Raw genomic sequence first — 12,891 nt, forward strand, 5'->3', positions numbered from 1 at the left:
CAGAAAAAAGGTTGGTCATTTTTTGACCAACCATCTTGACAGCCTTGCACGCCAAGGCCTGCCGCCGGTTATCCACATGTTTGCGCAGAAGCCATCCACACGCCCTGTGGATGAATGGCGTTACGCCAGCACCCGGCCGATCCCGCTGGCATCCACTTCGGCCGCGGCTGCCGCGATAGCCCCTGGCTCACTGCCGGCCACGAAACCGATGCGGAAATGCACTTCGCCAGCAGGCGTGCGCGAGGAGTGGATCGAGGCGAGGCTGATGCCATGCTGCTCGAACACGTTCAGCAGCTCACGCAACGAACCGGCGCGGTCTTCAGGCAGATGCACCGACAGTGCATTGCGCTCCGTCAGGTCGGCCAGCAGATAGCCGACGCGCTCGAAGGTGTAGTTGCCCGCAGCCAGGGCCTGATCGCCGAAGGCACTCCTGTTGGCCTCCAGCAGGTGATCGCGGAACGCGCCCCGCGCAGCATCGTCGCCCTGCCCGACCTGCACCTGCAGCGTCTGCAGCTGGCCGATCAGGCGTTGCAGCATCGGCGCCACATACGGATTGCCGAACTGGATGTCTTCGTAGATCGCCGGATTCAATGACAGGATGCGCGAGATGATCGCGGTATCCAGTTCGAACGAGGCCGATCGATACGGCAGCATCGCCGCCAGCGTGCCCAGCTGCGGCTGGTACTCGCGCAGCACACCTGCCTGGGCCAAGTGGGTCGCATGCACCATCGCCTGCACCAGCGCCATCATCTGGTCATGGTGCTGCGGGGTGGCGCGCACGCATTCGGCCTGCAGTGCCAGGCACAACGCGTCCACCCAGGGCCGCCAGTGCTGCAGTCGCGCCTCGCAGACCACCATCACCCGGCCCTTCAGGGTCGGCGCCTTGGGCGGCGCCGTCATCGGATGCAGGCCCACCACTTCGGCGCACGAGGCCAGCATCGCCTGCACCGGCGCTTCCTTCACCGAGGTCACATCCAGCCACAAGCGTTCCTGCTCGCGGCCCGCCGACAGGCGCGCGTACTCGGCGATCAACGTGGACGTGTGCCGGATCGGTGCGGAGAACACCAACACGTCGGCCTGTTCCAGCAACTGCTCCGGCGCATGCGAACCCGGATCGGCCGGATCGTGGCCGATCACGCGCACCTGCATGTGCTGTTCGAAGAACCGGGTCAGCCAGCGTCCATAGGCGCCGGCACTGCCGACGATGCCGACCGTGCGCGGCGTGCGTTCGTGCAGATCGCTCATGCCAGCCGTTCGGCGCGGAAGCGCATGCCGTCGGCCAGTGTCGCCGGTGCGGCCGCGATCACGTCGAACTCTTCGAAGCCGTGGGCCAAGGTCGCCTCCAGCGCCGCATGGGTGCCGGCGATGGCCCGCGAGATGGCCATCTGCATCGGCTCACCACGCAGCAGGAAGGACACCATCAGCGACATCAGCACATCGCCGGTGCCTGCCACATCCACAGGCAGCAGCGGCGAGGTCCAGCGCCAGGTTTCCTCGCGCCCCACAGCCAGCGTCACCAGCTCGCCCGGATTGCCGCCGACGCTGTGTGCCAGCACCCACTGCGGCCCCCGTGCCAGCAGCGCGCGCGAAGCAGCAATGGCATCGGCTTCGGCCAGCGCCGGCATGCCGGTCAGGCGACCGAGTTCGAAGGCATTCGGGGTAACCAGCCATGCATGCGGCAGCAGGCGCTCAGCGAAGATCGCTTCCAGTCCCGGCTCCACGTAGGGACCGGTGTGGGTATCGCCGATCACCGGGTCCAGGCAGTAGCGCAGCTGCGGACATGCCGGCAGGATCTCGTCCAGCCAATCAGCAAAGGCCGCACCGTTGGCAGCGCTGCCGAAGTAACCGGAGACCAGCATCTTCGCCCGCTGCGGAAGACCCCGTTCATGCGTGCCGAGCAGCAGATCGGCGAACCAGTCGCTGGGCAGCACACGGCCACGGGTGGTCTCGTAGAACGGCGCATTGCTCAGCAGCGTGGTCGGGATCGAGGCCACGCGCACGCCGAGCGCACGCATCGGGGGCAGCGCGGCGCTGTTGCCGGCATGGCCGTAGACCAGTTGTGATTGGACCGAAATGACATCGATCGGCGAAGGGCCGTCGGGCCGCTGGCGGCGGCCGTGGACCAGGTGGTTGTCGAGGGATTCGCTCATGCCCGCATTCTACGCCCAAGGGGGTTTTCGGCAGGGCTGCGCCCTGCACCTGCAGAGGCAACAGCCACAGCCAAAGCCGAGGCAACAGCAACAGCCGGCTCTGGCTTTTCTCTGGTTTGGCGGGGCGGCATGGGGCTGCAGGACACGCCGTAAACCCATCCATGGGGGCTCGATGGCGCCATCCATGGCGCCAACGGTCCTGCAGCCCCATACCGCCCCGCCCTCGACAGTTTCCCGGTGACGGATGGTGATGGAGCCACGACATGCGTGGATGAATCTCCATCGGAATCGAATATTTCGAATTCGAATCGAAGAGCATCCACGACGTGTCGACCAAGGTCGACACCCACCAACAGCAAGTCATGCCATCCCGACAGATTGCGGAGATCTGTCGAAGGCGGGGTGGGTCCGGTTGCGGGGGTGTCCGCGGCATGGATGCCGCGGCCAAGCCTCCAGGGATGGATTCACGGCGTCCCCCGCAACCGGACCCACCCCGCCATCCCACGAAATGCACGCTTTTGCCGTTGCCGTTGCCGTTGCTCTGGCCTCTGCAGGTGCAGGGCGCAGCCCTGCCGAAGAACACCCCTCAGTGCGCAGCAGGCCTGGACGGCGGCAGCCAGGCCGCGACGATGCCCAGCAACGGCAGGAACGCGGTCAGCTGGTAGACGAATTCGATGCTGGTCTTGTCAGCCAGCAGACCGAGCACCGCTGCGCCGAGGCCGCCCATGCCGAAGGCAAAGCCAAAGAACAACCCGGACACCATGCCAATGCGGTGCGGCATCATTTCCTGCGCATAGACCACGATCGCGGAGAAGGCCGAAGACAGCACGAAGCCGATCAGCACCGCCAGCACCGTCGTCCACAGCAGGTCGGCATGCGGCAGCATCAGCGCGAACGGTGCCACGCCCAGGATCGAGGCCCAGATGATCGGCTTGCGACCGATACGATCGCCCAGCGGACCGCCGAAGAATCCACCCGCGGCGGACGCCACCAGGAAGGCGAACAGATGCAGCTGCGCCTGCGCCACCGGAATGCCGAAATGATGCATCAGGTAGAAGGTGAAGTAGCTGCCGATGCTGGCCATGTAGAAGTACTTGCTGAAGATCAGCACCAGCAGGATGGCCAGCACCCGGGCGATCGTGCGCGGCGGATGGCGCGCGGCAGTCACACCGTGGGCTGCTGGCCGGGGGACGCCCAGATGCAGCGAGTACCAGCGACCGACATAGGTCAGCAGGGCAATGCCGATCAACGCTGCACCGGCAAACCACGATGCGGAATGCTGGCCATAAGGCACGATCACCGCTGCGGCGATCAGCGGCCCCAGGGCCGTGCCGAAGTTGCCTCCCACCTGGAATACCGACTGCGCCAGGCCATGACGGCCGCCGGAGGCGAGGCGTGCGATGCGCGAGGCTTCCGGATGGAAGATGGCCGAACCGATGCCGACCAGCGCGGCGGCCAGCAGCACCATCGCGTAGTTGGGCGCAAAGCCGAGCAGCAGCATGCCGCACAAGGTCGAGGCCATGCCGATCGGCAGCGAGTACGGGGCCGGCCGGCGGTCGGTGGCAAGGCCGACCAGCGGCTGGAAGATCGAGGCGGTGAGCTGGTAGGTCAGCGTGATCAGGCCGATCTGGGTGAAGCTGAGATTGAAGCCGCCCTTGATCACCGGATAGATGGCCAGGATCAGCGACTGCATCATGTCGTTGACCATGTGCGAGCTGGAGATTGCCGCCAGCACTCCTGGCGATACGGGGCGGGCGGATACGGCGGGAGAAGCCAGAGTCGACATTGCGCACGGTCAGGATGGGGGCGAGCCGTGCATGCTACGGTGGCCACCCGCTCCCTTCTGCCGCGTTCTGGTCATGGCCTATCGCAAAAAGGACACCCCCTGCCCCATCCGCGAAACCGCGCCGTGGAACGAGGTGCCGGTGCATCGCCCGGTCACCTGCCGCGCACGCGACTACCGCGCCGGCACCCACATCGCGGCGCACAAGCACCGGCGGCACCAGCTGGTCTATTCCATGTCCGGGCTGATGGTGGTGCGCTCGGAGGTCGGCCGCTGGGTGGTGCCCTCCACCCGCGCCATCTGGATGCCGGCGGGCATGGCGCATGCGGTGGACTGCATCGCCGAGGTGCACATGCGCAGCCTGTACATCGAACCGTCATTCGCCCCGCAGCTGCCCGCCGAGCCCTTCGCCGTGCAGGTGGCCCCCCTGCTGCGCGAACTGCTGCAGGCAGCCATCCTGATCGACGGACCGCATGAAGAAGACAGCCGCGATGGCCGCGTGGTGCGGCTGATGCTCGACGAACTGCACCGCATGGACGTACTGCCGTTGCACCTGCCTGAGCCCGTCGACCCGCGCCTGCACAGGATCTGCCAGCACATCCAGAAACATCCCGGCGACGAGGCGACCCTGCAGGACTGGGCGCAGGCGTTGGCGATCGACGTGAAAACCATCCAGCGCCACTTCGCCAGCGAACTGGGCATGACCTTCGGCCAGTGGCGGCAGCAGGCGCGCCTGCTGGCCGCGATGGAACGGCTGGCCCGCGGCGAAAAGGTGATCGATGTTGCGCTGGCGATGGGCTACGACAGCCCCAGTGCATTCACCAGCATGTTCAAGCGTCAGCTGGGGCAGACGCCGGCGGCATTCTTCCGTTGATCCGTCGCACCGCGTCCACGCATGGCACGGATCTGCTGCGCCGGAAACGAAAACGCCGGGCATGGCCCGGCGCTGTCGTTCAACATTTCCCTCAAGGGATCAGGACGTCATCCGATCCCAGAAGCCCTTGACGCCGTCGATGAAGGTCGCCGACTTCGGCGAATGCTTGCGCGCATCCTCGCCGTTGAAGGTGGCTTCGAACTGCTCAAGCAGTTTGCGCTGGTCGCTGGTGAGGTTGACCGGCGTCTCCACTACCACGCGGCAGTACAGGTCACCCTCGCTGCGGCTGCGCACCGAACGCACTCCCTTGCCGCGCAGGCGGAACAGCTTGCCGGTCTGGGTCTCGGCCGGGATACGGATTTCCGCTTCACCACCGAGGGTGGCCACGCGCACGGTATCGCCCAGTGCGGCCTGCGAAATGCGGATCGGCACTTCGCAGTGCAGGTCGTCACCGTCGCGCTGGAAGATGTGGTGCTCGCGCACGCGCACTTCCACGTACAGATCGCCCGGTGGCGTCCCCGCAGGGCCGGCCTCGCCCTCACCCGCCAGGCGGATGCGGTCGCCGGTATCCACGCCCGCCGGCACCTTCACCGACAGCACCTTGTCTTCTTCGACACGGCCGTTGCCGTGGCAGGTCTTGCAGGGCTTGGCGATGATCTGGCCACGGCCACCACAGTTGTGGCAGGCCTGCTGCATGGCGAAGATGCCGCGCTGGATGCGCACCTGGCCACGACCATGGCAGACGTTGCAGGTCTCGACCTTGCCGTCTTCCGAGCCGCTGCCATCGCAGTCGCCGCATTCGGCCAGGGTCGGAATCTCGATGCGGCGCTCGACGCCACGCACCGCTTCTTCCAGGTCCAGCTCCATCACGTAACCGATGTCGGCGCCGCGACGCGCCTGGCGCGGGCCACCACCGCCGGCACCACCAAAGATGTTGCCGAAGATGTCGCCGAAAATATCGTTCATGTCCGGGCCGCCCGGACCACCGCCACCACCGCCCATGCCGTGTTCGAACGCGGCATGACCATGGCTGTCGTACATGCGGCGCTTGTTGCCGTCGGACAGGACTTCGTAGGCTTCCTTGCACTCCTTGAAGGAGGCTTCGGCCGCCGCATCACCCGGGTTGCGGTCCGGGTGGAACTTCATCGCGCAACGGCGGTAGGACTTCTTCAGTTCTTCGTCGGTGGCGGTGCGGGCAACGCCCAGCACTTCGTAGTAATCGCGCTTGCTCATATCGTGGATCGCATTCCGGAAAGTCGGGATTCGTCAAAGCGGAAGAGCGGAACCAGGTCCGCTCTTGCGTCGGGCGCCCCGACACGCCAGAGGGCGGTCAGGACCCTGGTACGACAACGGGACGCTGGCAACCAGCGTCCCGTGTCGGTCCGGATCAGGACTTCTTGTCGTCCTTGACTTCGGTGAACTCGGCGTCCACCACGTCATCCTGCGCCTTGCCCGCATTGCCGGCGTCGGCACCCGGGGCGGCACCGCCCTGGTCGGCCGAAGCCGCAGCGAACAGCGACTGGCCAGCTTCTTCCAGCACCTTCGACTTGGCTTCGATCTGCGCCTTGTCGTCACCCTTCATCGCGGTTTCCAGATCGGCCAGGGCCGCTTCCACCTTGCCGATCACTTCGCCACCAACCTTGCTGCCGTGCTCGGTGATCGCGCTGCGGGTGCCGTGGATCAGGGCATCGGCCTGGTTGCGGGCCTGCACCAGCTCCTGGAACTTCTTGTCTTCTTCGCGGTTGGCTTCCGCGTCGGCGACCATGCGTGCGATCTCTTCCTCGGACAGACCCGAACCAGCCTTGATCTCGACCTTCTGTTCCTTGTTGGTCTTCTTGTCCTTGGCCGACACGTGCAGGATGCCGTTGGCGTCGATGTCGAAGGACACTTCCACCTGCGGCAGGCCGCGCGGGGCCGGCTCGATGCCGGACAGGTCGAACTTGGCCAGCGACTTGTTGAAGCGGGCCTGTTCGCGCTCACCCTGCAGAACGTGCACGGTCACGGCCGACTGGTTGTCCTCGGCGGTGGAGAACACCTGCGAGGCTTTGGTCGGGATGGTGGTGTTCTTTTCGATGATCTTGGTGAACACACCGCCCATGGTTTCGATGCCCAGCGACAGCGGGGTCACGTCCAGCAGCAGCACGTCCTTGACGTCGCCGCCCAGCACGCCGCCCTGGATCGCAGCACCCAGTGCCACGGCTTCGTCCGGGTTGACGTCCTTGCGCGGTTCCTTGCCGAAGAACTCGGTGACAGCCTGCTGCACCTTCGGCATGCGGGTCTGGCCGCCGACCAGGATCACTTCGCTGATGTCGCTCGAACGCAGGCCGGCGTCATTCAACGCAACGCGGCACGGCTCGATCGACTTCCTGATCAGCTCTTCCACCAGCGATTCCAGCTTGGCGCGGGTCAGCTTGATGTTCAGGTGCTTCGGACCCGACGCGTCAGCGGTGACGTACGGCAGGTTCACTTCGGTCTGCTGGGCGCTGGACAGCTCGATCTTCGCGCGCTCGGCAGCATCCTTCAGGCGCTGCAGGGCCAGCGGATCCTTGCGCAGGTCGATGCCCTGGTCCTTGTTGAACTCTTCAACCAGGTACTCGATGACGCGGTTGTCGAAGTCTTCGCCACCCAGGAAGGTGTCGCCGTTGGTGGCCAGCACTTCGAACTGCTTCTCGCCGTCGACATTGGCGATCTCGATCACCGAGACGTCAAAGGTGCCGCCGCCCAGGTCATAGACAACGATCTTGCGATCCTTGTTGTCGCCCTTGTCCAGGCCATAGGCCAGCGCGGCCGCGGTCGGCTCGTTGATGATGCGCTTGACGTCCAGACCGGCGATGCGGCCAGCGTCCTTGGTTGCCTGGCGCTGGCTGTCGTTGAAGTAGGCCGGCACGGTGATGACCGCTTCGGTGACCTTCTCACCGAGGAAGTCCTCGGCGGTCTTCTTCATCTTCTCCAGCACCTTGGCCGAGATTTCCTGCGGCGCCATCTTCTTGGCATCGCTGGTGGCCACCCAGGCATCGCCATTGTCATGGGCCAGGATGCTGTACGGGACGTGCGCGATGTCCTTCTGCACTTCGGCGTCGGTGAACTTGCGGCCGATCAGGCGCTTCACCGCGTAGAAGGTGTTCTTCGGGTTGGTCACGGCCTGGCGCTTGGCCGAGGCACCGACCAGGACTTCGCCGTCCTTGGTGTAGGCGACGATCGACGGGGTGGTGCGATCGCCTTCCGAATTTTCGATGACGCGGGCCTTACCGCCGTCCATGATCGCCACGCACGAGTTGGTGGTGCCGAGGTCGATACCAATGATCTTGCCCATGGGGGAGACTCCTTGAAGGATGTTGTTTTTGTCAGTCCGGCCGTTCGGCCGGTGGATGAATGGGATGTGGGGGAGGCTCGTGGAACATTCAAGCCATCCCCCGAACGCTGTGTTTCCGTTCGCCCAACACGTTCAGCGTCGGTCATGCCGATGCCCCGGTCGCGGCGGGAAAACCCGCGCCAGGCCAGGCCCGGCGCCCGCGGTCAATCGGCGGCAACCACCACCAGCGCCGGCCGCAGCAGGCGCTCGTTGAGCAGGTAGCCCTTCTGGAACACGGTCACCACGCTGCCCGGGGCGGCGCCGGGGGCAGCGACCTGGCTGATCGCCTGGTGGTGTTCCGGGTTGAACGGCTGCCCGGTCGGGTCCAGCAGCACCAGGCCGTTGTCACCAGCGACCTTCAGCAGCTGCTTGTAGGTCAGCTCCAGGCCCTCGCGAAGCGGATGGGCATCGTCGCCGGCGGCCTTGAGGCCGGCATCGAGGCTGTCGAATACCGGCAGCAGTTCGCCCAGCAGCTTCTCGTTGGCGAACTTGCGCGCCTGTTCGATGTCGCGGGCCACGCGCTTGCGCTGGTTGTCGAGGTCGGCGCGCTCACGCAGCGCTTCGGCCTTGACCTGCTCCACTTCGGCACGGAGCTGTTCGATCTGTTCGTTGACGCCCTCGGCGGCAGCTGCGTCGGCGGCGGCCTGCTGGGCGGCGATGTCTGGCTGATCTTGATTCATGTCTGGGTCCCTGGCGGTCACTCTCCGCCTCCACCCACCCTAGTGTGGGCGGGATGCTGCGTTTCAAGCGTCCGATGCACCCGGAGTTCGCCCGCCCGGCGAAAAGGCCGCGCCGAGCACATCGGCGGTGGCCTGGACCAGCGGAATCATGCGGTCGTAGGCCATCCGCTTCGGCCCGATCACGCCCAGCACGCCCAGTACCTGGCCGTTGGCGGTGTACGGCGCGGTGACCAGCGAGACGCCCTGCAGGGGTACCACGCCGGTTTCCTCGCCGATGAAGATGCGCACGCCGGGGGCCTGGATGGTCCGCTCCAGCAGCTGCAGGATCTCGCGCTTGCTGGAAAACAGCTCGAACAGCTCGCGCAGGCGCTCCAGGTCGGACAGGTCCTGCACCCCCATCAGACGCGTCTGGCCGGCCACCAGCATGTCGTCGGCCGGCGGCTGCAGGGCCTGCTCGGCCAGCTCGACGCTGTGCGCCAGCACCTGTTCCAGCTCGGAACGGGCGTCGCGCAGCTCCAGCAGCAGGCGGGTACGGATCTCGGCCAGGGGCAGCCCGGCAAAGTGGGCATTGAGGTAGTTGGCCACCTGCTCCAGCTGCCCCGGTGCGAAGTCCTGGCGCGTCTCGATCACCCGGTTCTGCACTTCATTGTCGGCAAACACCAGGATCGCCAGCACCCGGCGCCCGTCCAGCGCCACGAAATCGATCTGGCGGAAGGCGAACTGCTCGCGGCGCGGCGCGCTGACCACGCCAACGAAGTGGCTCATCGCCGACAGCAGCTCCGACGCACTGCCGAGCAGCGCCTGGGTACTGCCGCCTCCGGCCAGCTCCTGACGCAGTCGGGCCAGCTCCCCTTCGCCCGGCGGCTGCATCTGCAACAGGCTGTCGACGAACACCCGGTAGCCATGCGCGGTCGGAATCCGGCCCGCCGACGTATGCGGCGAGGCCAGCAGGCCCAGGTCTTCCAGGTCACCGAGGATGTTGCGGATGGTGGCCGGACTGACCTCCAGGCCGGCCACGCGCGCCAGCGTCTGCGAACCCACGGGCTCGCCATCCTGGATGTAGCGCGCGATCAGCGTGCGCAGCAGGTGCCGCGCGCGCGGGGCAAGTTGGTCGGGAGAACCGTGCATGGAATCAACCTGTGAGACAGGGACATTAGATAATGGCGACGCATCCCCTTGGCAAGTCATTGGACGACCCCGCCGCGCGTGCTAGCGTTGCGCGGCTGCAGACACCCCCTTACCCATGCTCAGACATCTTTCAATCAAGGATTTCGCCGTCGTCCGCGCCACCGAACTGGAGTTCGGGCCGGGCATGACCGTGGTTTCAGGCGAGACCGGCGCGGGCAAATCGCTGATGGTCGACGCTCTGGGCTTCCTGTCCGGCCTGCGCGCCGACAGCGGCGTGGTCCGCCATGGCGCGGCCCGGGCCGAACTGTCGGCCGAATTCGCGCTGGACCAGCTGCAGGCCGCCCGCCAGTGGCTGGCCAGCAATGAGCTGGACGATGAAGACCAATGCCAGCTGCGCCGCGTGATCCGCGCCGACGGCGGCTCGCGCTCGTGGATCAACGGTCGCCCGGTCACCCTGGCGCAGCTGGCCGACCTCGCCGGCCTGCTGGTGGAAATCCATGGCCAGCATGAGCAGCAGGCCCTGCTGACGCGTCCGTCGCAGCTGGCCCTGCTGGACGCCTATGCCCGCAACGAAAGCGAACGCCGCCAGGTGCGCCGCGCTGCCGCCACCTGGCAGGCGCTGGTCGATGAATCCCTGGCACTTTCGCAACAGGGCGACGTGAGTGACCGCATCGGCTTCCTCGAACACCAGCTGCGCGAACTGGACCGTGAGGATCTGGAGCCGGAGTCGATCACCGCGCTCGGCGCCAGCCATCGCCGTCAGGCGCATGCCAGCGCCCTGTTGGCCGCCTGCCAGGCAGCTTCGGACCAGCTCAACGGCGACGAAGGCCACTCGGCGCTGGATCAGCTGCAGCAGGTGCGGCATGAACTGGCCAGGGTGGCCGAACATGACCCGCGCCTGGGCGACGTCGATGCCCTGATCGACAGCGCCTCCATCCAGCTGCACGAGGCGCTGGCCCTGCTCGACCGGGTGCATGACGACCTGGACGCCGATCCGGACCAGTTCGAGGAGAACGAGCGCCGCCTCGGCCGCCTGCACGACCTGGCCCGCAAGCACCGCGTGCCGATGGATGAGCTGGGTGCGCAGCGTGAGCGCATGCACGCCGAAGTGGAACAGCTGCGCGGCGCCGACGAGCGCCTGCAGCGTCTGGCCGGCGAAATTGAAAAGGCCGCAGCGGCCTGGCGTGTCGAGGCCGCAGCACTGACCGCCAGCCGCCGCACCGCTGCTGCCGAGCTGTCGGCCACCACCACCGGCATCATTGCCGAGCTGGGCATGGGCGGCGGTCAGTTCCTGATCGAGCTGGAGCCGCAGGACAACGGCAAGCCGGACCCGCAGGGCGCCGAGCGCGTCGAGTTCCTGGTGGCTGCCAATGCCGGCCAGCCACCGCGTGCGCTGCGCAAGGTCGCTTCCGGTGGCGAGCTGTCACGTATTTCGCTGGCCATCGAAGTGGCCGCGCTCGACCTGGATGCAGTGCCGACCATGGTGTTCGACGAAGTCGACTCCGGCATCGGTGGCGCGGTGGCCGATATCGTCGGCCAGAAGCTGCGCGCCCTCGGCGAAAAGCGCCAGGTGCTGTGCGTGACCCATCTGCCGCAGGTCGCCTCCAAGGGCCACGCCCATTACCGGGTCAGCAAGGCACCGGTGGAAGGCATGACCCAGAGCGCGGTGGAGAAGCTCGACGCAAAGGCCCGCGAGGAAGAGCTGGCGCGCATGCTGGGTGGCGTGGAAGTGAGCAAGGAAGCCCGCGCCGCCGCGCGCAAGCTGCTGCAGGTATAGGCCCCTGCACGCCTGTTGGCGCGCGTGAATCGCGGGCATTCATCCACGCATGGCGTGGATCTACTGCAGGCCTGACACCTGGTAGTGCCGGCCGTTGGCCGGCAACCCGACGCACGCGGACGAAGACCTGGTAGTGCCGGCCGCTGGCCGGCAACCCGACCCACGTGGACGAAGTCATGACGCTGCCGGCCAGCGGCCGGCACTACCCCCGCGGCTGCGTCAGATCGACGTTCTCCACCAGGAAATCAAGGAACGCGCGCACCCGCAGCGGCAGGTAGCCCCCCTGCCCCAGGAACACCGCGTGCACCTCTTCCAGGTCGCCCGGGTTGGCGTCCTCCAGCACGGGCAGCAACCGGCCTGCCGCAATATCGGCCTGCACCTGGAACGCCGCCAGCCGGGCCAGGCCCAGCCCACCCAGCACCAGCTGACGCAGCGCGTCGCCATTGCTGGCGCGCGCATTCCCGCTCGGCAGCACCCGCTGCTGCTGGCCATCCTGAAGCAGCGGCCAGCCCTGCACCGACCGTGCATGGCCGATATCCAACCGGTTGTGCGCCAGCAGCGCATCGGCATTGGCCGGCAGTCCGTGTCGTGCCGCATAGGCCGGTGCCGCCACGATCATCATCCGCGTTGCACCCAGCCGGCGCGCGACCAGGCTGGAACTCTTCAACGGACCGGCCCGCACCGCCACGTCCGTGCGCTGCTCCAGCAGATCGATCACCTCGTCGGTCAGCGTCAGGTCCACACCGACCTGCGGATGACGCTGCAGGAATTCCGGTAGCAGCGGCAGCAGGAAATGCTGGCCGAACGGCACGTTGGCATTGACCCGCAGCCGCCCGCGTGGCTCGGCGTGGGCGCTGGCACAGCGTTCGGCCTCTTCCAGATCGGCCAGCACCCGCAGGCCGCGCTCATAGAACGCGCAGCCCTCCGGGGTCAGCTGCAACTGGCGGGTGGAGCGCTGCAGCAGACGCGTGCCCAGCCGTTGTTCCAGCCGCGCAACCAGCTTGCTGACCGCCGACGGTGTCATCTCCAGGCTGCGGGCGGCGGCGGAAAAGCCGCCGGTTTCGATCACCCGTACGAACACTTCCAGTTCGCCGGATCGGTTGATGTCGGTGCGTGCCATGCCAATGAATTCGATTCACAGATGATT

The 12,891-nt window shown here is 66.6% G+C and carries 10 protein-coding genes; 2 read left to right on the plus strand and 8 right to left on the minus strand.

Features of this window, described 5'->3' with window-relative positions:
- Positions 1 to 120: 120 nt before the first annotated feature.
- The 3 genes from AC3WTC_RS02060 to AC3WTC_RS02070 all read right to left on the minus strand — a co-directional run bounded on the left by AC3WTC_RS02060 (position 121) and on the right by AC3WTC_RS02070 (position 3,936).
- The gene (locus tag AC3WTC_RS02060; RefSeq protein ID WP_080149109.1) at positions 121 to 1,245 is read right to left on the minus strand and encodes a prephenate dehydrogenase; all 1,125 of its coding nucleotides are present in this window, start codon (positions 1,243 to 1,245) and stop codon (positions 121 to 123) included.
- Entirely contained in the window at positions 1,242 to 2,150 is a 909-nt protein-coding gene (pdxY, locus tag AC3WTC_RS02065; protein WP_492710335.1) for a pyridoxal kinase, read from the minus strand. The genes AC3WTC_RS02060 and pdxY overlap by 4 nt, the downstream gene beginning before the upstream one ends.
- 586 nt (positions 2,151 to 2,736) lie before the next feature.
- Positions 2,737 to 3,936, minus strand: coding sequence for an MFS transporter (locus AC3WTC_RS02070; protein WP_105163877.1), 1,200 nt, complete (start codon positions 3,934 to 3,936; stop codon positions 2,737 to 2,739).
- 73 nt (positions 3,937 to 4,009) lie between these two features.
- On the opposite strand from AC3WTC_RS02070, the gene AC3WTC_RS02075 reads away from it, so the two are divergent.
- A complete protein-coding gene (locus AC3WTC_RS02075; RefSeq protein ID WP_105163876.1) occupies positions 4,010 to 4,807 on the plus strand; it encodes an AraC family transcriptional regulator in 798 nt (265 codons plus the stop codon).
- A 99-nt stretch (positions 4,808 to 4,906) separates the two neighbouring features.
- Here AC3WTC_RS02075 and dnaJ read toward each other — a convergent pair whose 3' ends face one another.
- From dnaJ to hrcA, 4 genes are all read right to left on the minus strand, one after another.
- Entirely contained in the window at positions 4,907 to 6,040 is a 1,134-nt protein-coding gene (gene dnaJ / locus AC3WTC_RS02080; protein WP_025878872.1) for a molecular chaperone DnaJ, read from the minus strand.
- A gap of 154 nt (positions 6,041 to 6,194) precedes the next feature.
- Positions 6,195 to 8,120, minus strand: coding sequence for a molecular chaperone DnaK (gene dnaK / locus AC3WTC_RS02085; protein WP_025878871.1), 1,926 nt, complete (start codon positions 8,118 to 8,120; stop codon positions 6,195 to 6,197).
- Between the two features lie 203 nt (positions 8,121 to 8,323).
- On the minus strand, positions 8,324 to 8,839 hold the full coding sequence (gene grpE / locus AC3WTC_RS02090; protein ID WP_025878870.1) for a nucleotide exchange factor GrpE: 516 nt from the start codon (positions 8,837 to 8,839) through the stop codon (positions 8,324 to 8,326).
- A 63-nt stretch (positions 8,840 to 8,902) separates the two neighbouring features.
- Positions 8,903 to 9,967, minus strand: coding sequence for a heat-inducible transcriptional repressor HrcA (gene hrcA, locus AC3WTC_RS02095; protein ID WP_025878869.1), 1,065 nt, complete (start codon positions 9,965 to 9,967; stop codon positions 8,903 to 8,905).
- A 115-nt stretch (positions 9,968 to 10,082) separates the two neighbouring features.
- Between hrcA and recN the strand changes: the two genes are divergently transcribed.
- Positions 10,083 to 11,744 (plus strand): DNA repair protein RecN, encoded by a 1,662-nt coding sequence (gene recN / locus AC3WTC_RS02100; RefSeq protein WP_025878868.1) that lies wholly within the window; start codon positions 10,083 to 10,085, stop codon positions 11,742 to 11,744.
- A gap of 202 nt (positions 11,745 to 11,946) precedes the next feature.
- Here recN and AC3WTC_RS02105 read toward each other — a convergent pair whose 3' ends face one another.
- Positions 11,947 to 12,864, minus strand: a complete 918-nt coding sequence (locus tag AC3WTC_RS02105) for a LysR family transcriptional regulator (protein ID WP_025878867.1) — start codon at positions 12,862 to 12,864, stop codon at positions 11,947 to 11,949.
- Between the last annotated feature and the right edge of the window lie 27 nt (positions 12,865 to 12,891).

It is taken from the genome of Stenotrophomonas sp. FW305-C-20-S1, assembly GCF_058783335.1.